Annotated in this window: 19 protein-coding genes; 9 read left to right on the top strand and 10 right to left on the bottom strand. The window is 62.2% G+C overall.

Annotated elements, in window-relative coordinates; all coding sequences use genetic code 11:
• Positions 1-1,630 precede the first annotated feature (1,630 nt).
• Both H8711_RS11800 and H8711_RS11795 read right to left on the bottom strand, forming a co-directional pair.
• Positions 1,631-2,359, bottom strand: coding sequence for an ABC transporter ATP-binding protein (locus H8711_RS11800; protein ID WP_249283649.1), 729 nt, complete (start codon positions 2,357-2,359; stop codon positions 1,631-1,633).
• A gap of 116 nt (positions 2,360-2,475) precedes the next feature.
• Complete coding sequence (locus H8711_RS11795; RefSeq protein WP_249283651.1) at positions 2,476-3,417, bottom strand: M14 family metallopeptidase; 942 nt, start codon at positions 3,415-3,417, stop codon at positions 2,476-2,478.
• Between the two features lie 134 nt (positions 3,418-3,551).
• On the opposite strand from H8711_RS11795, the gene H8711_RS11790 reads away from it, so the two are divergent.
• Positions 3,552-4,091, top strand: a complete 540-nt coding sequence (locus H8711_RS11790; protein WP_249283648.1) for an NUDIX domain-containing protein — start codon at positions 3,552-3,554, stop codon at positions 4,089-4,091.
• 78 nt (positions 4,092-4,169) lie between these two features.
• Here H8711_RS11790 and H8711_RS11785 read toward each other — a convergent pair whose 3' ends face one another.
• The 7 genes from H8711_RS11785 to H8711_RS11755 form a co-directional block, all read right to left on the bottom strand.
• Positions 4,170-4,355, bottom strand: coding sequence for a hypothetical protein (locus tag H8711_RS11785; protein ID WP_249283647.1), 186 nt, complete (start codon positions 4,353-4,355; stop codon positions 4,170-4,172).
• 130 nt (positions 4,356-4,485) lie between these two features.
• A complete protein-coding gene (locus H8711_RS11780) occupies positions 4,486-5,184 on the bottom strand; it encodes a PHP domain-containing protein (RefSeq protein ID WP_249283646.1) in 699 nt (232 codons plus the stop codon).
• Between the two features lie 21 nt (positions 5,185-5,205).
• On the bottom strand, positions 5,206-5,490 hold the full coding sequence (locus H8711_RS11775) for a DUF4491 family protein (protein WP_249283650.1): 285 nt from the start codon (positions 5,488-5,490) through the stop codon (positions 5,206-5,208).
• Between the two features lie 5 nt (positions 5,491-5,495).
• On the bottom strand, positions 5,496-5,840 hold the full coding sequence (locus H8711_RS11770) for a hypothetical protein (RefSeq protein WP_249283645.1): 345 nt from the start codon (positions 5,838-5,840) through the stop codon (positions 5,496-5,498).
• On the bottom strand, positions 5,837-7,186 hold the full coding sequence (locus H8711_RS11765; RefSeq protein ID WP_249283644.1) for a [Fe-Fe] hydrogenase large subunit C-terminal domain-containing protein: 1,350 nt from the start codon (positions 7,184-7,186) through the stop codon (positions 5,837-5,839). Before H8711_RS11765 ends, H8711_RS11770 begins: the two co-directional genes overlap by 4 nt.
• Before the next feature lie 47 nt (positions 7,187-7,233).
• On the bottom strand, positions 7,234-7,662 hold the full coding sequence (locus tag H8711_RS11760; RefSeq protein ID WP_249283643.1) for an ATP-binding protein: 429 nt from the start codon (positions 7,660-7,662) through the stop codon (positions 7,234-7,236).
• A complete protein-coding gene (locus tag H8711_RS11755) occupies positions 7,662-8,012 on the bottom strand; it encodes a DRTGG domain-containing protein (protein WP_249283642.1) in 351 nt (116 codons plus the stop codon). The genes H8711_RS11760 and H8711_RS11755 overlap by 1 nt, the downstream gene beginning before the upstream one ends.
• A 452-nt stretch (positions 8,013-8,464) precedes the next feature.
• On the opposite strand from H8711_RS11755, the gene nuoE reads away from it, so the two are divergent.
• From nuoE to H8711_RS11730, 5 genes are read left to right on the top strand one after another with little or no spacing between them, the layout of a single operon-like run.
• Positions 8,465-8,959: an NADH-quinone oxidoreductase subunit NuoE gene (gene nuoE, locus H8711_RS11750; protein WP_249283641.1), complete on the top strand. Its 495-nt coding sequence runs from the start codon at positions 8,465-8,467 to the stop codon at positions 8,957-8,959.
• A gap of 6 nt (positions 8,960-8,965) precedes the next feature.
• The gene (locus H8711_RS11745; RefSeq protein WP_249283640.1) at positions 8,966-9,514 is read left to right on the top strand and encodes an ATP-binding protein; all 549 of its coding nucleotides are present in this window, start codon (positions 8,966-8,968) and stop codon (positions 9,512-9,514) included.
• Positions 9,515-9,518: 4 nt separating this feature from the next.
• Positions 9,519-9,890, top strand: coding sequence for a (2Fe-2S) ferredoxin domain-containing protein (locus H8711_RS11740; protein WP_249283639.1), 372 nt, complete (start codon positions 9,519-9,521; stop codon positions 9,888-9,890).
• Between the two features lie 16 nt (positions 9,891-9,906).
• The gene (nuoF, locus tag H8711_RS11735) at positions 9,907-11,694 is read left to right on the top strand and encodes an NADH-quinone oxidoreductase subunit NuoF (protein WP_249283638.1); all 1,788 of its coding nucleotides are present in this window, start codon (positions 9,907-9,909) and stop codon (positions 11,692-11,694) included.
• 19 nt (positions 11,695-11,713) lie between these two features.
• Positions 11,714-13,459, top strand: coding sequence for an NADH-dependent [FeFe] hydrogenase, group A6 (locus H8711_RS11730; RefSeq protein ID WP_249283637.1), 1,746 nt, complete (start codon positions 11,714-11,716; stop codon positions 13,457-13,459).
• 68 nt (positions 13,460-13,527) lie between these two features.
• Here H8711_RS11730 and H8711_RS11725 read toward each other — a convergent pair whose 3' ends face one another.
• Entirely contained in the window at positions 13,528-13,920 is a 393-nt protein-coding gene (locus H8711_RS11725; protein ID WP_249283636.1) for a PH domain-containing protein, read from the bottom strand.
• Positions 13,921-14,111: 191 nt separating this feature from the next.
• On the opposite strand from H8711_RS11725, the gene H8711_RS11720 reads away from it, so the two are divergent.
• The 3 genes from H8711_RS11720 to H8711_RS11710 form a co-directional block, all read left to right on the top strand.
• Positions 14,112-14,696, top strand: a complete 585-nt coding sequence (locus tag H8711_RS11720) for a DOMON domain-containing protein (protein ID WP_249283635.1) — start codon at positions 14,112-14,114, stop codon at positions 14,694-14,696.
• A gap of 1,049 nt (positions 14,697-15,745) precedes the next feature.
• Positions 15,746-15,898, top strand: coding sequence for a hypothetical protein (locus tag H8711_RS11715; RefSeq protein ID WP_249283634.1), 153 nt, complete (start codon positions 15,746-15,748; stop codon positions 15,896-15,898).
• A gap of 130 nt (positions 15,899-16,028) precedes the next feature.
• Positions 16,029-23,314: family 43 glycosylhydrolase (locus tag H8711_RS11710; protein ID WP_249283633.1), on the top strand; the 7,286-nt coding region annotated here is incomplete at its 3' end.

Genomic DNA, 23,314 nt, shown 5'->3' with positions numbered 1-23,314 from the left:
GAAAGGTCCAGAGTACGCACGCAGGCCAGCCTGACATACATCGATTTTTTCGCCGCAACTTGGAGTTGCCGACTTTACTTCGATACAAAAATCGAGTATAATCAGAAAGCAAGGTGCGGTGTAAACCGTTGTATGCGGAGGTCAACTCTCCCCATGCAGGACTCAGGAGGTCCTAACTCCTGGGTCTGCCTTGCGATTTCTTTTCATGTCATTTACTATTATAGGTTAGATTTGGAAAAAAATCAAGGGGTTTTGTAGAAGATAGGCGGAGAAATTTCCGCCGGCAACGCCGGCAGGAGAGCCGGGGTGGCACTTACGTTATACAAGGCGCGGTGGCCGAAGCTGTGGGGCTGGGTGCGAACCCGCCTGTTTTTTTATATGTTTGCCCAAAGGGGGCGGGCCTTTTTTATTTTTTGTTAGATAAAAGCGATTCACTTGGCGGCGGGGTTTGCTTGCGGTCTTGTGGCTACGGGCACAGTGTTTTGTGCACTGTAGCGCAACTGGCCCGGCTTGGGCCTGGGCGCTTTAGTTTGCACCCGGCCTTGCAGCTACGGGCACTGCACCCCACGCCTTAATAAGCACTTTCCTCGGCATTGCCCCCAGGGGCATCCCTGGGCGGGGTTTCGGCCCCGCACGACGACTCGCTTTTGGTACACGCCAAAAGCGAGCAAAAACGTGTCAAAGGGGGCACCCCTTTGAAAACCCCGTTGTGCGCCCGGAGATAAAATCGGCGCTGATGATGCCGACACCCGGCAAGTACCCTCGGCAATGGTTCTGAAGTCGCTTCGTGAAAAGTGGCAGGGAAGCACTTCGCTCCCACGAACCATTGCCCCTACGGGGTGCCCTCGGGCGACATCAGCAAGGCGCGCAGGCCCCGCACCGCTTGATTTTTGGCTCCGGGTCAGGAAAGCGCTTTGCATTGTTATGCCGCGCCTTGGGCTACGGGGGCGGAGGATCTAGGGCAAGCGGGGGACGGCTGAGAGGATGCGGGCATTACCCGAGGGGATCCCGCCGTAAGGTGGGACAGGTGCCTGATTGGAGCGAGTGCGCTCCTTGGAATTTGCACGAAGCGACTGGAAGGCACGTCGGCAGCGCCGACAGGCAATCCGGGTTGGCGCTTGCGCCATACCGGGTGCGTCCTCCGCGCGGATGCTGCACTTTGCTTAACAAACGAGCCTGCCCGGCTTTCCTCCGGCCGTTGGCCGGCCGCCCCTAGGGGGGATGCCAAAGGGGGGAACGCCCTTTGGCGCGCTTTTGCATCCTTTTGGCGCGTTCCAAAAGGATGGCGTCCCGCGGGGGCGCAACCCCGCCCAGGGATGCCCCTGGGGGCAATGCCGAGGCAGGCGCATGGCAATGCGCAAGGCGCTGTGCCCGTGGCTGCACAGCCAAGTGCAAACCCGCCAGGCAGCGCCTGGGGGCGTTGCCAAGGAAAGCACTTGCTAAGGCGTGGGGCACACTGCCCGAAGCCAGTAAATAGTAGCAAACCCTTACCGGCCAGTGGCCAGGCCCAAGCCGGACCAGTTGCGCTACAGTGCGCAAAACACAGTGCCCGTAGCTATCAAGCGGCAACAAGAAAAATATAAAAATAAGAAGGCCCCGCCGCATCCCCGGCGGGGCCTTCTCGATGTTGTCAAATGTCCTGGTCGCCCAGCACATGCTCGGCCCCGGCGTCGGGGTCGTTGGGCTGGTCGGAAACGATCCTGCCGTCCATCACCTTGATGATCCGCCGCGCATTGGCGGCAATCTCGTTGTCGTGGGTGATGAGGATGACGGTGCGCCCCTCGCGCCACAGCTCGTTGAGGATGCGCATCACATCGCGGCCGGACTTGGAATCGAGGTTGCCGGTGGGCTCGTCGGCCAGGATGACCGGCGGCTTGGCGGCGATGGCGCGGGCGATGGCCACGCGCTGCTGTTGGCCGCCGCTCATCTCCATGGGGCGGTGGCGCAGGCGGTTGCCCAATCCCACCCGCTCCAGCGCCTGGGTGGCGAGCGTGCGGCGCTCTTCGCGTCCGAGCCCCCGGTAGATGAGCGGCAGCTCCACGTTTTCCAGCGCGTTCAGGCTGGGGATCAGGTTGAACCCCTGGAACACGAACCCGATCTCCTCGTTGCGTATCTCGCTGAGCTCGTCGTCCGAAAGCTCCGATACGTCCTTGCCATCCAGGTAGTAGGTCCCTTCGGTGGGCACGTCCAGGCAGCCCAGCATGTTCATCAGCGTGGATTTACCCGACCCGGAGTGCCCCACAATCGCCACAAATTCGCCGTGATCGATCGAAAGGGTCACCCCGTCGAGCGCACGCACCTCGTTTTCTCCGGGATTATAAATTTTGTACATCTCCCGGATATCGACCAGTTTTTCCATAGTTCCTCCATTCTCCGAAAACCTCGGACAATAACCCTGCTACCAATAGTATGCCCGGGCCGGGGGGAAGTCAATGAAAAAAATGTAAATTTCGCGGGAACAATTCTGCACGCGCCTCACAGCAGCAGCGAAAGCATCATCATCTCGCGCAGCCGGCCATATACTGGCTCCAGGTCGCACAATGGCAGGGGGTTTTTGCCCTTGCCGATCTCAATGGTGAAGGCCGGGCGGCGCAGCTTGTCGATAAACCAGTCCTTGAAGCCGCCGTGGCTCGCCAGCCCCTCGGGGGACATCAGGCGATATCCGCTGCTGGTGGCGAGCAGCTGCGCCATCAGGCGCGACCGGGTGGGGGTGTGCTCGCCGTACTTGTAGTAGATTTCCTCCCCCTGCGAGTGGTAGGCGTAGGCTTGGCGCACCGCGAATTCGCGGCAGAATGCGGTGATGGCGCGGGTTTCCGGCTCGCTTTCCGGCCGGGGGCCGCCGTAGCGGGTGGGCGCGGGGCCGGTGATGCCCGCTTCCTCCTCCATCTTGTGCAGGGTTTCCCACCCCGCATCGAAGTTGTGGTTGAGGTCCACCCCGCGGGCGTTGGCCTGCCACAGGCGGTAGTTGCCGCAGCAGATCTCCTGCACCCGCTCGCCCATGCTGCCCGCGCCCGCGCTGCCCCGCAGTGCAATCTCAATGCCGTCCGGGTTGAGGGCGGGCAGGATGATAACCCCGCGCGTCTCCATCGATTTTTTCACATCGATCTCCGCGAGGCGCTCATTTTGTGCTATACTATACAGCAGGTCGTCGAGGAACCGCAGCATCAGCAGGCAGGTCAACCATTCCAGCCCGTGGGTGCCGCCCATCAGCAGGGTGGCGCCCCGCGTGTCGCCCACTGCGGCGGCATACAGCTCGCGGCCCAGCACGCTGCGCCCAATTGAAAACACCCGGCATTGCTCCGGGTAGGCGCGCCGCAGCGCAAACAGCGCCTCCTTCACCCGGCAGTGGGTGGGCGGCCGGCGCAGCAGCAGCTCAACCTCTTCCAGATGCGCCCGCATGGCGTCCGGCTGTATCATCACATCGCATCCCTCCCGCCGTGTCCTGTCCCGGCCGGTGCATCCGGCACGCTCGTTTTTTGCAATATTATCACCCCGAACCATCCTATGAAGCAGACAACTTTCGGTATGACGGGGGATTGGAGGAAATCTTGATGGAACATGAGGAAAAAAAGTTATCGTCCAAGATGATCTACCAGGGGCGGGTGGTCACCCTGCGCACCGATATGGTGGAGCTGGAAAACGGCCAGATCACCTCGCGCGAAGTGATCGAGCACCCGGGCGGGGTGGGCATCGCCGCGCTCGACCGGGACGGCTGCCTGCTGATGGTGCGCCAGTTCCGTTACCCCACCGACACCCAGCTTTTGGAGATCCCCGCGGGCAAGCTGGAATACGGCGAGGACCCGCTGACCGCGGGCCGCCGCGAGCTGGAGGAGGAGACCGGGCACATCGCCGCCCGCTGGACCTCGCTGGGCCAGCTCTGGCCCACCCCGGCCTACGATATGGAGATGATCCACCTGTTTTTGGCCGAGGACCTCACCCCCACCCGTCAGCATCTCGACCCGGGCGAGTTCCTCACGGTCGAGCGCATCCCGCTGCAAAGGCTGGTGAAGCTGGTGCTGGACGGCAAGGTGCGCGACGCCAAAACCCAAATCGCGGTGCTCAAGCTGGCAATGGCCCGGCGCGGGCGGTGAAGCGGTCAAAATAGTCAAAAAAACAAGGCCTGAGGAATCCTGTTCCTCAAGCCTTTTTCTTTTGATTTGCGCGCAAAGCTACAGCCGCGCGAACGCCTGCAGGCCGATGAACGCGAGCAGCAGCACAAACACCGCGATGCACCCCATGCCGGAAAAGCGCAGGACGTTGTGGTCGCGCGAGGTGCCCAGCGTGATGAGCACCACGCCGGCGGCCAGCACAAGAAAACTGATGATGGGCAGAACCTGGAACAAAAAGGTATGCATGTGGGACACCTCACGTCGTCCGCGGCGGGCGGGATGGCCGGCCTGTTGTTTGCAGTCGTATCTGCCCCTCAGTATAGCATCGGCGATTTGAAAAAGATAGCGGATTTTGTGAACGGCCTGTCTTTTTTGTTCAGGCGAACGCACGCGCGGCCAGCACCGCCCAAGGGTCCCCTTCGGGCAGGGTGTGGCGCGGCTCCGCGATGTCCCACAGGTAGTGCGCATCCGAATTGTGCAGGATGAGCGCCTCGGGATCGGGCAGCAGCGGCAGCAGGCGCTGGGTCTGCGCGGGGTCCTTCACCTCGAATGCGCCGAACCCGCACTCGGGCGGGATGAGGCCGAGGCTCGCGGTGATGCTGTAGGCGCTCTTGTCGATGTGTGCGGGAAAGCACAGCCCCCCGAACCGCCGCATCAGGCCGGAAAGCTCCATCGCGCTGATCTCGCAGGCGTTGATGAGCAGCTTGGGCTCGTACCCCAGGAGCTCGTCGTCCGCGCCGAGTATCCGCTGCTCGCCGAAGATGGCGGGGTTGTTCTCCACATCGGGCAGCCGGTCGTAGACATAGCGGTCGAATTCCATCGCCGCATCCAGCGCGGGGAACAGGCAGACCGCGTGGATCTCCTCGCAGGTGTTGATCTCCATGCCACACAGCGCCGTCAGGCCCGCGGCGCGCGCCACCTCAGCAAAGGCCGGGCAGTTTTTCGAGGAGTTGTGGTCGGTCAGCGCGATCACATCGAGGCCCTTGAGCAGCGCCATGTTGACAATGTTGTTGGGGGTCATGTCGTTGTCCCCGCAGGGGGACAGCGCCGAATGGATGTGCAGGTCGTAGAACATGGCGAGGCCCCCTTTCTCAAATCATTTCCGGCCCGGCCGGCGCGGATACCAGCCCCTGGCGACCCGCTGCTCCTGCTCGAACAGCTCGCCGATGCTCCACAGGCAGGAGCACCCCAGCACCCCAAGCGCGGACGACCCGACCGGATGGGCCACCCACAGCGAGGCGGCCAAAAAGATGAGATCGGCCAGCAGAAACACCGGCCAGACCCTTTTTCCAAAGTAATATTCCGCCTTGATGACGATGGGGTGGAACACGCCGATGAGCAAAAACGCGATCACGGCGATGACAACGCCGATCCAATGCAAGGCGGTCACACCCCTTCCGCGGCCAGCGCCGTGTGGACGGCGAGGCCCGCGTCGAACGAGGGCAGCGCGGTGCGCAGCACCGCCACCCCCTGGGCTTGGGCCTTTTGCAGGCCCGCGTCGTCCATCACCGCGTCCTCAGCCAGCACCAGGCAGGCGGTGTCGGCCAGCACGGCCACGGCCACCGCGTTGACGTTGCCCATCACCGTGATCCACGCGCTGTCCGCGGGCGCCCGGCCCATCGCCCAGCTCAGCAGGTCGCAGCAGAACACGCCGGTCACCGCGCGCTCCAGCCCGTCGCCGCCGCAGGCTACGGCAAAGCCGCAGCGCTCGGCTATCTCTTTCACTGTCATGTGGAATCCCCCTTTTTGATCGAATGAAGGCCGCCCTCGCCGGTGCGGAAGCTCTGCGGGATGTGCCCCTCCAGCTTGGCGATCGAGGCGGCGATCTCCTGCATGTGCGTTTTGAGGCGGAAGATGCAGTCGTCCTGCGTGGCATACCCGCGCACCACGTCCTCGGCCAGCGCCCGGCAGGAGGGCGCGCCGCAGGCCCCGCAGTCGATGCCCGGGAACTGCTTGGCGATCTCCTCGAGTTCCGAAAGTTTCTGCATGGCGGTGGGGATATCCGGGTCGAGCTCCAACACCGGCGCATACTCCAGCGCGGTGTCGAACTTGGCGTAGGGCGGGATGGCGTCGCCGATGCGGTTGCAGGAGACGGGCAGGTATTTGCGCACCCGCTTGAGCTTGGCCTTGGCGATGTAGGGGTTCTCGACGGTGAGCACCCCGCCCACACACCCCGCCGAGCAGGCGTTGAGCTCGACAAAGTCCAGGTCGGAATATTTCTCATCCTCCAGGTCCTCGAGCACCTGGATCACGTTCTCAATGCCGTCGGCCGCCAGATAGCGGTCGTTGAGCAGCGCGTAGGCTTCGCCGCCGCTGCTGCCCCAGCTCACCCCCATGCGGCCCACCGAGACCAGCTCCTGCGGCGAGCCCGCGGCGACCTCCTTCATGGCGGAGATCATTTTGGGATAGAGGTCGCTGATGGCCAGCACCCCGTCGATGGCGCTCCTCTGGGTGCCCAGCGGCATCTTCACCGCGGTCACCTTGGCCGGGCAGGGCGAGATGAAGAATGCGCCCACCTCCTGCGGCGTGCAGCCCCAGCGCTCGCAGGCCTCCTTTTTGGCCAGGCGCGCCGCGATCTCGGCCGGGGCCAGCAGCGGCAGCACCTTGTCGAGCAGGTCGGGGAACCGCACCCGGATCAGCCGGGTGACGGCGGGGCAGGCCGAGCTGATGACCGGGCGGCAGAGGTGCCCCTCGCTCATCAGCTTGCGGGTGGCGTCGCTCACCAGCTCGGCGGCGCGCGCCACCTCGAACACCCCGTCGAATCCGAGCTTCAGCAGGGCGTTCAGGACGATGTCGATGTCGTCCAGGTTGTTGAACTGCCCGTACAATGCGGGTGCGGGCAGCGCGATTTTATAGCGGAAGCCCTCCATCAGGTCCATGTGGTCGAAGATGGGCTTCTTGGCGTGATGCGGGCACACCCGGATGCATTCGCCGCAGTCGATGCAGCGGTCGGAGAGGATTTTGGCCTTTCCGCCGCGCACGCGGATCGCCTCGGTGGGGCAGCGCTTGATGCAGTTGATGCAGCCCCGGCAGGCGTCGCGGTCCAGGGTGACCGAGTGGAAAAATTTCGTCTCCATAGGGAACCGACCTCCCGTAATACGACAGTTTCAGCGGCGCCCGGCCGCTACTGGTGCACATACACCCGCATACGCACGGTGGTGCCCACCCCGACGGTGCTCTCCACCGTCATCTCGTCGGTGTACTTCTTCATGTTCGGCAGGCCCATGCCCGCGCCGAACCCCAGCGAGCGCACGTCGTCGGGCGCGGTGCTCCAGCCCTCCTGCATGGCGAGCTCGATGTTGGGGATGCCCGGCCCGGTGTCCGCAAGCGTCATGTCGATCTGGTCGGAGGAGATCTCCACGGTGATCTGGCCGCCGTGCGCGTGGATCACCATGTTGATCTCCCCCTCGTACATGGCGATGGCCACCCGGCGGATCACGTCCGGGGCCACGCCGATCTTTTTGAGGGTCTTTTTGATGCTCGAGGACGCCTCGCCCGCGCGGGTGAAGTCGTCGCCGGGCACCGTGTAAGTAAACGTCATCGCCTGTGCCACTAGATATCGCAACCTCCTCTGAGCCCATTTTCATAGAGATGGCCGCAGGCGGCGAACATGCGCATATCGGTGGAGAGCACGGTGATGCCGCGCTCCTCGGCCAGCGCCAGCACCGAGGGGTCGGGCTGTTTGCCGCGCACAAACACCACGCAGATGATGTCCATCATCTCCGCGGTGCGGATCACCTGTGGATTGACCAGGCCCGTGAGCAGCACCGACTGGTCCTTCACAAAGGCCAGCACGTCGCTCATCATGTCGCTGCCGCAGGCGGTGTGCACCTCGCGCTCCATCGATTCGCCCTCGCAGAGGGTGCGGGCCTGTAAAATGCGTTTGATATCGTTGATTGTCATCGTTTGCCCCCCGTTTCTCAAATGCGGTTGGTTTTGCGGCGGAATATTCCGCCATAAATTTTTGATAGGGCCGTTCCCGACCGGACCTGCCCGGCTAAGGGATATAACGGCCAGGTTATAGCCATTATATCACGACAGATATGGGGAAAGCAAACAAAACGGAAAAATAAGGAATCTCTAATTTTGTGTACATAGTGCAAAACGGAACTGGATGAATTTGATAAAAACATCACAAAAATTTAGTCGAATTTTACAAAAAGCCCTTGTCGCTTTGTGTGGAATGGGCGAAAACCACGGGGAAAAGGTTGTTTTTTTTCAGAGAATCGGCGCAAAACAGTAGATTTTTAGCACCTTGTCTGATATAATTTTAACTAAATATGCCGGGGTATTTTTGCGCCCTGCTTTTCGGGTTTGGCGGGGCCGCAGCCGGCGTGATCAAGGAGGTTTATTTGATGGCTAAAACATGTGTTCCGTTCCGCGGGACCAAAGAACAGGAAGAAGCGCTCCTGAAGGTGATTGAGAACCACAGGGAGCAAAAGGGCGCTTTGATGCCGATTTTGCAGGAAGCGCAGGAAATCTACGGCTACCTGCCCATCGAAGTGCAGAAGATCATCGCACTCCAGCTGGATATCCCCCTGGAGGAGGTCTACGGCGTTGCGACGTTCTATTCTCAGTTCACCCTCAACCCCAAGGGCCAGTACAAAATCTCGGTCTGTCTGGGTACCGCCTGCTATGTCAAGGGCTCGGGCGACGTGTATGACCGCCTGCAGCAGCGCCTGGGCATCAAGGGCGGCGAGTGCACGCCGGACGGCAAGTTCTCGCTGGAGGCCTGCCGCTGCATCGGCGCGTGCGGCCTGGCGCCGGTTCTCACCATCAACGACGAGGTGTACGGCCGCCTGACCGTGGACGACGTGGATACCATCCTGGCCAAATACGCGGACAAATAAGCGCGTATGCAGGAGTTATCGCTCAACATCCTGGATATAGCGCAGAATTCGGTGAAGGCGGGCGCGGCCAATATTGAGATTACGGTGGCGGAGGACACCGCGGCCGACCGGCTGACGATCACGATCGCGGACGACGGCTGCGGCATGGACGAGGAGACGGTGCGCCGGGTGACCGACCCGTTTTACACCACCCGCACCACCCGCAAGGTGGGGCTGGGGGTGCCGTTCTTTAAAATGGCGGCCGAGATGACCGGCGGCAGCTTCGACATCCGCTCACGGGTGGGCGAAGGCACCACCGTCACCGCGGTGTTCGGCCTCAGCCACATCGACCGCATGCCGCTGGGCGACCTCGCGGGCACCATCTGCCTGCTGATGAGCTGCAACCAGCACATCGAGGTGGCGTATACCCGCGCGCGCGACGGCGAAAGCGCCACCGTGCGCACCAGCGACTTCACCGCGGTGCTCGGCGATCTGCCGCTCAGTACCCCGCAGGTGATGGAATTTATCGAGGGCTATATCCGCGAAAATACTGAAAATTGGAACGGAGGAACCTAACGTTATGAAAAGTTTAGCTGAACTTCAGGCGCTGCGCGACCAGATGAAAGCCAACATGGGCGTGCGCCATGACGATACCGACAACATCCGCGTGGTGGTGGGTATGGCCACCTGCGGCATCGCGGCCGGGGCGCGCCCCGTGCTGCAGGCCTTCACCGAGGAGGTCTCCAAGCGCAACCTGCAAAACGTCACCGTGGCCCAGACCGGCTGCATCGGCATCTGCCAGTATGAGCCGGTGGTCGAGGTGTATGTGCCCGGCAAGGAGAAGGTCACCTATGTGAAAATGACAGCGGACAAGGTTGCGAAGGTGGTCTCGGACCATCTCGTGAACGGCAACCCGGTCGGCGAGTACACAATCGGATCGATGGCGAAATAAGGGAGGAAAACGCATTATGTATCGTTCTCACGTTCTGGTCTGCGGCGGCACCGGATGCACGTCGTCGGGCAGCGCCCACATCGTGGAGGCGCTGGAAACCGAAATTAAAAAGGCCGGCCTGGAAAACGAAGTCAAGGTCATCAAGACCGGTTGCTTCGGCCTGTGCGCGCTCGGCCCCATCATGATCATCTACCCCGAGGGCGCGTTCTATTCCCGCGTAACCCCCGAGGATATCCCCGAGGTGGTGGCGGAGCACTTGGTGAAGGGCCGCATCGTCACCCGTCTGCTGTACGATGAAACCGTACATAAGGACGAGATTCTGTCGCTGGGCGAGACCCAGTTCTATAAGAAACAGCACCGCGTGGCGCTCAAGAACTGCGGCGTCATCGACCCGGAGAACATCAACGAATACATCGCCTACGACGGTTATCAGGCGCTGGGCAAGGTGCTCACCGAGATGACCCCGGCGGACGTCATCCAGCTCGTCAAGGATTCCGGTCTGCGCGGCCGCGGCGGCGCGGGCTTCCCCACCGGTCTCAAGTGGAGCTTTGCGGCGGCGTCGGAAAACGACCAGAAATATGTCTGCTGCAACGCCGATGAGGGCGACCCGGGCGCGTTCATGGACCGTTCGGTGCTGGAGGGCGACCCCCACGTCGTCATTGAGGCCATGGCGATTGCGGGCTATGCGATCGGCGCGAACCAGGGCTACATCTACGTGCGCGCCGAGTACCCCATCGCCGTCAAGCGTTTGCAGATCGCCATCGGCCAGGCGCGCGAGGCGGGCCTGCTGGGCGAAAACATCCTGGGCACCGGCTTTAACTTCAACCTCGACCTGCGCCTGGGCGCGGGCGCGTTCGTCTGCGGCGAGGAGACCGCGCTGATGACCTCCATCGAGGGCCACCGCGGCGAGCCCCGTCCCCGTCCGCCGTTCCCGGCCGTCAAGGGCCTGTTCGGCAAACCGTCGGTGCTCAACAACGTTGAGACCTACGCCAACATCCCGCAGATCATCCTGAAGGGCGCGGATTGGTTCCGCTCGATGGGCACCGAGAAGTCCCCGGGCACCAAGGTGTTCGCCCTGGGCGGCAAGATCCACAACACCGGCCTCGTCGAGGTGCCGATGGGCACCACCCTGCGCGAGATCATCGAGGAGATCGGCGGCGGCATCCCGAACGGCAAGAAGTTCAAGGCGGCGCAGACCGGCGGCCCGTCGGGCGGCTGCATCCCCGCGTCCCACATGGATATCAAGATCGACTACGACAACCTGCTCGAGATCGGCTCGATGATGGGCTCGGGCGGCATGATCGTCATGGACGAGGACACCTGCATGGTGGATATTGCGAAATTCTTCCTGGAGTTTACCGTGGACGAGAGCTGCGGCAAGTGCGTGCCCTGCCGCATCGGCACCAAGCGGCTCTACGAGATCCTCGACCGCATCACCAAGGGCAAGGGCGAGATGGAGGATATCCAGCGCTTGAAGGACCTGTCCAAGTTCATCAAAGAGAACTCGCTGTGCGGCCTGGGCCAGACCGCGCCCAACCCGGTGCTCTCCACCCTGCACTTCTTCGAGGACGAGTACATCGCGCACATCAAGGATAAGACCTGCCCGGCGGGCGTCTGCAAAGACCTGCTGCATTATTCGATTATCGCCGAGAAGTGCAAGGGCTGTACCCTCTGCGCGCGCGCCTGCCCCGCGGGAGCCATCTCGGGCGAGCTCAAGAATCCGCACAAGATCGACCCGCACAAGTGCGTGAAGTGCGGCGCCTGCATGGAAAAATGCCGTTTCGGCGCGATCGTGAAGAAATAAGAGAGGAGTGTACCATAGAATGGATATGGTGAATATAAAGATCAACGGTATGCCCTTGTCCGTGCCGAAAGGTTCCACTGTTTTAGAGGCCGCACGGCTTGCCGGCATCAAAATTCCCACCCTGTGCTATTTGAAGGAGATCAACGAGATCGGCGCCTGCCGCATCTGCATGGTGGAGGTCAAGGGCGCGCGTTCGCTCGTGACCGCCTGCGTGTACCCCGTTAACGAGGGCATGGAGGTGTTTACCAACACCCCCAAGGTGCTGGAGGCCCGCCGCATCAACCTGGAGCTGGTGCTTTCGACCCACCGCAAGGACTGCCTTTCCTGCGTGCGCAGCGGCAACTGCGAGCTGCTGCAGCTCTGCCGCGAGTACGGTGTGGAGGACCTGCACCGCTTTGACGGCGAGATGAACGAGTACGAGCTGGATACCTCCGCGGCCCACATGGTGCGCGACAACAGCAAGTGCATCCTCTGCCGCCGCTGCGCCGCGGTGTGCGCCAAGAACCAGGGCGTGGGCGTGATCGGCCCCAACGAGCGCGGCTTCAAGACCGAGATCGGCTGCGCGTTTGAAGAGGACCTGGGCAAGACCACCTGCGTCGCCTGCGGCCAGTGCATCACCGTGTGCCCCACCGGCGCGCTGTATGAGAAGGACGCCACCGATAAGGTGCGCGCCGCCATCGCCGACCCGGAGAAGGTCGTGCTGGTGCAGACCGCGCCGTCGGTCCGCGCGACCCTGGGCGAGTGCTTCGGCCTGCCCATCGGCACCGACGTGGAGGGCAAGATGGTCGCCGCGCTGCGCCGGCTCGGCTTTGACAAGGTATTCGACACCGACCTCGCCGCCGACTTCACCATCGTGGAGGAGGCCAACGAGCTGGTTGAGCGCGTGCAGAACGGCGGCGTACTGCCGATGATCACCTCCTGCTCGCCGGGCTGGGTGAAATACTGCGAGCACTACTTCCCCGAGATGCTGCCGCACCTGTCGAGCTGCAAGTCGCCGCAGCAGATGTTCGGCGCGCTGGCCAAAACCTGGTATGCCGAGAAGAACGGCATCGACCCCAAAAAGATCGTCAGTGTCAGCGTGATGCCCTGCACCGCGAAGAAATTCGAGCTCGCCCGCAACGACCAGAAGGCGGCCGGGGTGCCGGATGTCGATATCTCCCTGACCACCCGTGAGCTCGCGCGCATGATTCAGCGCGCCGGCCTCGACTTTGTGAACCTCCCCGACGAGGACTTCGACGACCCGATGGGCGAATCCACCGGCGCGGCGGTCATCTTCGGCGCGACCGGCGGCGTGATGGAAGCGGCGCTGAGAACCGCTGTGGAGACCATCACCGGCGAGGAGCTCAAGACCGTGGAGTTCACCGAGGTGCGCGGCACCGAGGGCATCAAGGAAGCCACCTACAACGTGGGCGGCCTGGAGGTGAACGTGGCGGTCGCGTCCGGCACCGCCAACGCCAAGAAGGTGCTCGAGATGGTGAAGAGCGGCGAGAAGAACTACACCTTTATCGAGGTCATGTGCTGCCCCGGCGGCTGCGTCAACGGCGGCGGCCAGCCCCAGCAGCCCGCGTCGGTGCGCAACTTTGTGGATCTCAAGGCGCTGCGCGCCAAGGCCCTGTATGACAACGACGCCAACAAGCCGGTGCGCAAATCCCACGAGAACCCCTCGCTCAAGAAGATTTACGAGGAGTATTTCGACGGCAAGCCCGGCAGCCACAAGGCGCACGAAGTGCTGCACACCACCTATGTGGCGCGCAACCGCTTCTAAACTGTAACCATGAAAAAAAGGGTTGCGGACCGATTTGGTCCGCAACCCTTTTTGGTTTGCTGCGTGGTTCAGTCGAGGCCGAAGCCGTCGTCCGGCCGGTCGCTGTCGTCGTCCAGCAGCTCACCCACCCGCATCCGGCGGCTGAGCTTCATCTCCTCCACCTGCTGGTGGATCAGTTCCTTAACCTCGCGCGGCTGGCGGATGTTTTTGAGCTCCAACAGGGGCATACTCTTATCCGACGACTGGATAAGCACCGAACCCACCCCGAAGATGCGCTGCCCCAGGGTGATCTTGAGGCTGATGTCGCGCACGCGGTAGAGCAGAATCTCCTCCTGGCGGATGCTGAACAGGCCCTTTTCCAGAAACAGGCGGTCCTCCGACATCGAATATTTGGTAAAGGTGATGGGCATTCCCAAAATCCTTTTGCGGTCCTTCCACAGCAGTTTCATCGATTCCAGCATGGCGGTCCCTCCTTTTTTCTTCTCTATTGTAACAGCGCGTGGGCCGCGTGGCAAGGCGCTGCGCGCAAATTTTGTCGGCAGTGCGGCGGCATTGCGCAACAATTGCCTGTTTTTTCCGCGCGCAACGTGATATAATAGCTTTATATCCACAAAGACCAGCGCCCCCTGCGGGGCGGAACGGGAGGAACAGCATGTCGTTTCCAATCAGCCTGATCGACGGGGAGCCCGTATGGGATTCGCTGCCGGTCGCCAAAATCATCGATTATCCGCTGGAAAAGCGGGATTATAAACCGTTTGCGCAGGCCCGCCTGTGCATCAGCCCAGAAAGCGTGTGGGTGCGCCTGTGGGCGTTCGAGGTCACCCCGTCCGCGGGCAGCACCCTGGCTGTGAGCCTCGACCTGCGCCCGTCGTCCGCGCCGGGGGCTTACTTATTTTTGTCGGCCAGCCACAGCGGCGAGCTCGCCACCGAGGTGGTGACTGAGGCGCGCCGCACGCCCATGGCGGAATATCTGATTTTGCCGCGGGTGAAATCGTTTGTGTCCGAGGATTTGCAGGGGATCTACTGGGGCGTGGTGTTCGAGCTGCCCCGCCTGCTGCTGCCCAAGGTGTACGGGACGGACGAGCTGACGGCTGGAATGACCGTGCGCGGCAATCTCTTTAAGTTTGACCGCGAGCCGGGCAGCGAGCACTACGGCAGTTTTTACCCTGTGGATTTCCACGCGCCCGACCCGTTCGGCGAGCGGTTCTTCGGGGATTTTGAGCTGGTTGCTTACTGATTGGTGGAAAACGGGGGCCCCCGGCGGGTTTACGTTCGGCTTTGCAGCTTCGGGCACAGCTAAGTGCCAACCCCGCCGGCAGCGCCCGAGGTGCTATGCCGGGCTAGCGCAAGGCCGTGCGCAAAGCCCCGCCCACAGCAGCGCGGCACCACCCCTCCGCAAAAGGCAGCAAAAAGCCGGGCGGGGATGATAATGCCATCCCGCCCGGCTTCTGTTTTGAAGACGCAAAAAGGGCGCTGTATGTTTTTACTCATACAGCACCCCGAATGTTTCCCCTTCATTCGTGCAACGCAGGCCGCCTGCAAATACAGCGCGGCACATCCTCCCCGTGTGTGGAACGCATATCCATCTTCGACTTGCAAGGCACGGATGATATGCACGTTGATATGTGTAGGCACATCGCTGACTCCTTTACAGCGGGGGAAAAATGTTGTATAATGTCGGTTGCAGGGCGCGGCTGTTGCCGCAGTGTATGAGTGCAGGGCTCATATGCAGGGCGCAGGGGCTGCTACCCCTGGGCCTGCCTTGCGCTTTTTGCGCCTTGAGTTTATTATAGGGTATCTTTGCCAAAAAAGCAAGTGTTTTGTCGAATTTTGCGCGATAACCGCGCGGGACAGGAAGGGAAGAGAAAACCCCCCGCCCCGCGGCCCCGGAAAGTTTCAAGGTGCGAACGCAGGCCGGCCTGACATACAAGGTTTTCACAGCCCTCGACAGTTATCGGCAGGGAACGACGGAGATAATTTGACTTGACTTTGATGTGAAAATCTGGTATCATTACAAATGAAAATCGGGTATAATCATAAGGCAAAGTGCGGTGTAAACCGTCGTATGTGGAGAATCATTCTCCCAAGCGGGCTTAGGGGTTCCAACCTCTGGGCCCGCTTTACGTTTTTATACCTGTTACCATGATAGGTTAAATTGGGGGAAAATTAAAGGGTTTTGTGGTCGTGCGGGGGCAATGCCGAGGCAACCGCACGGCAGTGCGCAAAACACAGTGCCCTAGCTGCACAGCTAAGTGCCAACCCCGCCCAAGGATGCCCCTGGGGACAATGCCGAAGAAAACACTTGCTAAGGCGCGGGGTGCTGCGCCCGAAGCCGATAACATCATAAAGCAGGCCGCCGGTACTCATGCCAGCGGCCTGGTTTTTGTTGTTTACAGCCGGGCTGCTGCAAAGAGCTGTACAACCGGCAAACCGTGCTAAAAAACCACCCATATCAATTAAAAAATTGTAAATACTCCTGAACTGCGCTGTGTTAAAATGGTGTTATGGGTTTTGTTAGGATCAAATGGTGCAAACGTTTCTGAGAATGAAAAAAGAAAGGATTGATCCGATGAGAAGGAGTCTTAGAGCTGTGGTGGCGAGCTTCCTCGCGGTCACCATGATTGCGGCGAATCTGGCGGCGGCTGTGACGGCCAGCGCTTATACCGCAGAGCATCCATCGGTGCCAGAGGGCGTCAGCAAGCCCGAATGGGGCCGCATGGAGTGGAAGGGGGACGGCGGCTATCTGCCGCTCGATTTCAGCGCGCTGTTCGATTTCCCGGTGCGCGACACCTTTATCCAGTACATACCCGCGTCGGTGCAGCGGGGCGGCGACTACTACTACCTGGTGGGCACCACCGGATACCCCACCTGGTTCTCCAACACCGAGGGGGTGCGCATGTGGCGCTCCAGGGATATGAAGAATTGGGAGGACCTCGGCGTGGTGTGGAACATCCGCGACTCTAAATGGGCGCTCGGCGACAACGACGAGGTAGCCTGCTGGGCGCCGGAATTCCACTACATTGAGAAGTACGGCAACTATTATATGACCTACTCGACCAACCGGGGCGGCAACGGCATCCTCAAGAGTACCACTGGCAACCCCGAAGGGCCCTATGTCGAGCTGACGGATAACGAAGTGGTCGGCAGCGAGCGCTTCAACATCGACGGCAGCTTCTTTGAGGACGACGATGGCAGGCTCTACTACCTGTGGCAGGACGGCATGATCGCCGAGATCAGCCTGCAAGACGCCCAGGGCAACGACGAAGTGCGCTTTTTGAGCGAACCCATACTGTTGGGGGTGCCCGCGAGCACCTCGCCCACCTCGCAGAACAATCCGGACAAGTACGACTACGAGCATGTCGGCTTTGAAGGGGTGTACCTGACCAAAATCGACGGCAAATACTACCTGAGCTGCGCGGAGTTCAACACCAACAGCGACGACCTGGTCGCCGCGGATATCCGCTACGCGCAGGATAACGGTCTCGCCGTGCCCGCGATGGATCAGCTTACCTACGACTGCATGGTAGCGGTTTCGGACAGCATCCTGGGTCCCTACGACAACTGGCACCTGGCGGTGCGCAGCGGCGGCCACAACAACTTCTTCTTCGACCGCGAGGGCCAGCTTTGGTCCACCTTCTTTGGCAGCGCGGGTTCGTGGGATCACTACACCCCGCTGGACGGTCGTCCCGCGGCGCTCAAGATGGAAGTCGATGAGCAGGGCCGGTTGCAGCCGGTGTGGGAGAACGGCGAGAGCAACCTCGCGCAGCGCGAGGGCGCGTCCGCGTCGGCCTCCTCCGAGTGGGCGGCAAACTACAGCGCTGCCGCGGCTATAGACGGGCGGCTCAACACCCGCTGGGCAGCCAAAAACTTCGGCGCGGGCGAGTGCCTCACGGTGGACCTGGGGAAACAGTGCGTGATCTCCGGCGTCCGTACCTACTTTGAGCTGTCGGCCCAGCGCTACAGCTATACGATTGAGACCTCGGCGGACGGCCAGAGCTGGGCTTCCTACGCCGACCGCTCGGGCGACGCCGCAGTGAGCGGCGCGCCGATCGACCGCGGCGAGGGCCTCACCGAGGCGCGTTACGTCAGAATCAGCCCCAGGAGCCACACCGGCAGCGGCGGCTTCCTCTCGAGCATCTGCGAATTCCAGGTATACGGCTGGGAGGACGGCATCACCGCGGCGCAGGTGGCGGGGAGCATCCGGGAGCTCGCGGCGCCCGCGCAGGGCGATACGGAGCTTGTCCTGCCCACCCTGCCCAACGGCTTCACCGCGTCGGTCAAATCCTCGGGCGACGCCGCGCTGATCGGTGCGGACGGCGCGATCTCCCTGCCCGAATACACCACCTCCGTCGAGGTCGTGTTGACCATCTCGGGGGCGGACGGTTCGGCGGATACCGCGCCCATCGCGGTCAAACTGCCGTCGCGTCAGGCCAATCTGGCCCAGGGCAAGGCTGCCACCGCCTCCACCGTGTTCAGCGGCGATTACGCCGCGTCCAAGGCGGTGGACGGCGACCCCGACACCCGCTGGGCGGCCAGCGGAAACGCCATGCCGCAGACCCTCACCGTGGATCTGGGCGGGGTCTACGCGGTGAACGGCGTGGAGAGCGAATTTGAACTGAGCGGGCGCTACCTGCGCTACAAGCTGGAGACTTCCGTCGACGGCAGCGCGTGGCAGCCCTTTGCGGACCGCACCGAAAACACCCTCCTCGCCGACACTTGGGTGGATACGGCGGAGCTGCCGGCGGTGGCGCGCTATGTCCGCATGACCATCACCGAGGCGCAGCTCAAGGGCGTGGACTTTGCGAGCGTGCGCGAGCTGCGGGTGTTTGGCGAAGAGCCGGGCGAGGCGCTGGATGTGACGATTGAGCCGGGCGTCAACGGTACGATCACCTCCAACGCGGCGGACGGCAAGGTTTACCCGGGCGGCAGCGTCACCTTCACCTTCCGGCCGGACAGCGGATATAAGGTAGGCCAGGCGTATGTCAACGGCCAGCCGGTTGCGCTCAGCGCCTCCCAGCAGTACACCGCCACCGACGTGCGCGAGGCCCTGACCGTGCGCGCGGACTTCGTGGAGGGTGGCGAGGTGAAGCCCCAGGGCACCGAGCCGGTGTACAACCCGATCGCGCCGGCCGTGACCAGCGAGGGCACCGCCGACCCGTCGGTCGTCTACCACGACGGCAATTACTACTATGTCAAGATGCGCGGCAGCAGCGAGATTGTGATTTATAAATCCCCCGACCTGTTCAGCGTGGCCGCAGGCGAATGCCGCGTGGTGTTCAGCACCCAGGAGGCCACGGCGGCCGGGTTGCTGCCCGTCACCCTGTGGGCGCCCGAGCTCCAGTATGTGGAGAAAACCGGGAAGTGGTATATCTACTTCACCGCCGAGGAGAGCGGCGTCAGCCATAAGATGTATGCGATGGAGGGCGGCGCGAGCCCGGACGACCCGTTCGTCTACCGCGGCAGGATGGGCGGCCAGACCAGCGACTGGCAGATCGACGGCGTGCTGGTGGAAAAGCGCAACAACCCCGACGACCCGTCGGACAACCAGCTCTACTTCGTCAACTCGATCATCCAGCGCAGCGACGACCTGGGCGACGTGCAGGATCTCGGCATCTATGAGATGACCGATCCCCTCAACTACAAGGAGGGCTCCCTCCAGATTATCAGCCGCCCCACCTACGATTGGGAGCGTTGGGGCACCCCGGACAGCGCGCTGAGCGTCAACGAGGGCCCGGAGGTGCTCTACCGGAACGGCAGGGTGTTCCTCACCTATTCGGGCAGCACCTGCTGGTCGCGGCACTACAAGCTGGGTATGCTCACCATCGATGAGACAGCCGACTTCATGAACCCGGACAACTGGGTGAAATCGTCCGAACCGGTGTTTACTGAGAGCGCGGAAAACAGCGCCTACGGCGTGGGCCACCACTGCATGGTGTACAACAGCGACACCGGCGTCGATTACATCGTTTACCACGGCTACGACGCGCCGCCGGCCAGCCGCGCGTACGCCACCAACAAGCGCGACGTGCGCATGCAGGAGTTCACCTGGAACGAGGACGGCACCCCCAACTTCGGGGTTCCCAACGATTACACCACCCCGGTGGGCTACTCCGCGCTGAAGGAGTTTTCCGACAGCTTTGACAGCGGCAGCTTTGACGAGCGCTGGGTCGCCTACGGCGGCCAGTGGACGGTTGAGGACGGCCGTGCGGTGTCCAGCGACATGGTGCTGGGCAGCAAGATCCTGCTCAAGGACGCGATGCTCGCGGACTTTACCCTGGAGGCCGACCTAACCGCGTCGTCGATCCAGCGCGAGGGTGGGGCGCTTCTGTTCCGCGCCACCTTGGCATATCCCGCCCCGGACGCGCTCTGCGGCTACTACTTCGGCCTCGACGCGGGCACCGGCCGGGCGGTTCTGGGCAAGTTCTCGGACGGCTGGAAGGTGATGAGCACCGTCCCCTTCCCAGTCAAGGCGGGCCAGACCTACCATGTCAAGGTGGTGGCCAACGGAACCAACATCGCCGCGTATGTGGATGACATGGAGAACCCGGTTGTGATCGCGCGCGACAGCGACTACCGCCAGGGCAGTGTGGGTGTGCGCGCCTACGGCGCGGTCGTGTCGGCAGATAACTTCTCAGTCGTTTCCGAGGCGTTCGACGAAACCCGCCCCCAGACCCAGTTCGAAGTCGGTGGGGTGTATAAAATTATCAATTACAACAGCGGCAAGGTGGTCGGCGTGGCCGACGCAGGAACCTCGAACGGCTCCAACATCGTGCAGCAGACCGATACGGGCGCACCGTCCCAGCAGTGGAAGGTTCTCGAGGGGCCGGACGGCTGGTACAAGTTGCAAAATATGGGTAGCGGCAAGCTGATGGGGGTGGCAGGCTCCTCCGCTTACAACGCCAACGTGCACATCTGGGAAGATGACGGCACCGCGGGCGAGCTGTGGCAGATTGATGAGAACGGCGACGGCACCTTCAAATTTATCGCCCAGTGCAGCGGCCGCGTGCTGGATGTGGACGGTTTCAGCAAGGCGGAAGGCGGGAACATCTCGCAGTACACCGACAACGTCACCAGCAACCAGCGGTTCCTGCTGGTGCGGGTGAGCGAGGACGAGGAGACGGGATATTCCAACCCGATTGCGATGGATCAGGAGTACCCCGATCCCTACATCTATTACCATGAACTGGATGGCTACTACTACGGCATGGCGACCAACATCGCTGCGGATGGCAGCAGCACCAAGCTGTACCTCTACCGCAGCCGCAATATGGCAGACGTGTTCCGCTACGGCGAAAAGAAGCTGATCGCAGAGCCTACCCCAGGCCGCGACATCTGGGCGCCCGAGATCCACTATATCGACGGCGCGTGGTATGTCTATTACAGCGGCGGGATGCGCGGCTATGTGCTGGAGAACACCAGCGCCAACCCGATGGAGGGCGCGTGGGAGAATAAGGGCGCCATCTACGCCGAAGGTTATCAGGATGTGGAGCAGATCGACGGCACCATCCTGCGCCAGAACGGTAAACTTTACTACATTTGGTGCCTGTGGAAGTTGCCCGAGAAGGATCCCTCCGACACCACCATCCGCCAGACGGTTGTGATCTCCGAGATGGAGAACCCCTGGACCCTCACCGGCGGCATCACCGTGCTCTCCGAGTCGGAATACGACTGGGAGCAGTTTGGCTCGGCGGGCGAATCGGACATCGGCTACAAGACCAACGAGGGCCCTGCGGTGCTACAGCGCGGCGGCAAGACCTTCGTCACCTATTCGGGCAGCTACTGCCACACCCAGTATTACCGTTTGGGCATGCTTACCTGCGACAGCGCGGCCGATCCGATGGATGCGTCCAACTGGACCAAGTCCGCGGAGCCAGTGTTCCAGCGCAGCGCAGCGAACGGCCTGTGGTCCACGGGGCACAACAGCTTCACCACCACGCCCGACGGTGAGGAGGTCTACCTGGTGTATCACGCCAGCCTGACCAACCAGAACGACGATCGACGCTACCCCTGCCTGCAAAGGATCAGCTTTGACGAGCAGGGCACGCCGGTCTTCGGCGCACCGGCCGGCCGCTACGACCTGCTGGAGAAGCCCCAGAGCGCCGAACCCAACGACTTTAAGGACAACCTCGCCCTGGGCAAGACCGCGAGCGCGTCCAGCGAATACCGCGGGGCGCCGGGTTACCTCGCGTCCAGCGCGGTGGACGGCGACCGCAACACCCGCTGGGCGGCGGATGGCTCGTCCATGCCGCAGTCGCTGACGGTTGACTTGGGCGGCAACTACTTCATCAACTATGTGAACACCGTGTTCGAGATGAGCGCCCCCTACCAGTTCGTGCTGGAGTATTCGGACGATAACCTCACGTGGAAGACCTTTGCGGACTACAGCGCCAACACCGAGGAGCTCTCGAGCAAGAACGCCGAGGGCGCGGCTGTGGGCCGCTATGTGCGCATCCGCTTCACCGCTGACGGTACGCAGGGCTACTGGGCGAGCATCTGGGAGTTCGAGGTGTACGGCGGCGAGATACCGGCCTATGAGCCGTTTGTGCTCTCCGGGCTGGTGTACGAGCCGGTCAGCCTGCCCGAAACCATCGAGCTGGAGTTCGACGGCGGCGTCGTCAAGCAGCTTCCGATCATTTGGGAACAGGCGGCCGTCTCGTTCGATGCGGCCGGTGAATACACTGTCAACGGCGAGATCGCCGGGATCGGATTGCCTGTCACCGCCAACCTGTCGATCGCGGAGAAGGGTCTCGCCGACAACCTGGCACTGGGTAAGCAGGCGGACGCGTCCAGCACCTTTAACGGCGATTACAGCGCGGCTAAGGCTGTGGATAGCGACCGCAGCACCCGCTGGGCGGCTAATGGGCCGTCCATGCCCCAGTGGCTGTCGGTCGATCTGGGCGATGTCTGGTGCATCACCGGCGTCAACACCGTGTTCGAGATGAGCGCGCAGTACCAGTATGTGCTGGAGACCTCGCTCGACAACCAGGAGTGGACCACCTACGCCGACCGCAGCGCCAACACCCAGGCGATGTCCGAAGCGCTGGACGAGGGCGCGGCGTTTGGGCGCTATGTTCGTATCCGGGTTTTGGGCGCGCAGCAGAACTGGGCGAGCATCTGGGAGCTCGAGGTGTATGGCGGAAAGGCCGTCTCGGCGGAGGCGATCAGCCTGACCGGCCGCGTCGGCGAGGCGATCACCCTGCCCGGGTGGGCGACCGTCCGGTTCGCGGGCGGCGCCTCCAGGGAACTGCCGGTGACCTGGACAACCAACCCCGTCACCTACGGGCAACCGGGTGCCTACACGGTTTTTGGCGAGATCGCTGGAAGCGGGATTTCGGTGGCCGCAAACCTCGAGGTGACCGACATCGATACCTACACCCTGTCCGGTACGGTCGATGCGGGCGCGTTGGATATCCCGGTCGAGGGCATCGGCGTGGAGCTCTACCGTGTAACCGGCGAGTCGGTGTCCGCTGAGCCGGCGGCCACCACGCAGACTGATGCGGCGGGTGCGTACCGCTTTGAGAACGTCGCGCCCGGCAGCCTGGTCATCAAGGTGGTTTCCACCGCGCAGTATACCGCGCCGGTCAAAGAGATCACCGTGACCGACGGCGATGTCACCGTGCCCGCGATCGTCCTGCAAAGCGCAGTTGACAAAACGGCGTTGAAAGATCTAATCGAAGCGGCGGGCCAGTACGAGGAAGGCGCGTACACCGCGGCGAGCTGGGCAGCGCTGGAGGCGGCGCTGGAGGAAGCGAACCGCGTGATGGAGGACAAAGACGCGACCGCAGAGGAAGTGCAGACGGCGAGCGACGAGCTGCAAGCGGCGATAGACGGGCTGCGGTATGAGCTGAACACCGA

The sequence above is a fragment of the Ligaoa zhengdingensis genome, assembly GCF_014384885.1.
In the GTDB taxonomy this organism is placed as follows: domain Bacteria; phylum Bacillota; class Clostridia; order Oscillospirales; family Ruminococcaceae; genus Ligaoa; species Ligaoa zhengdingensis.
This window is presented reverse-complemented; position numbering and strand designations above follow the sequence as displayed.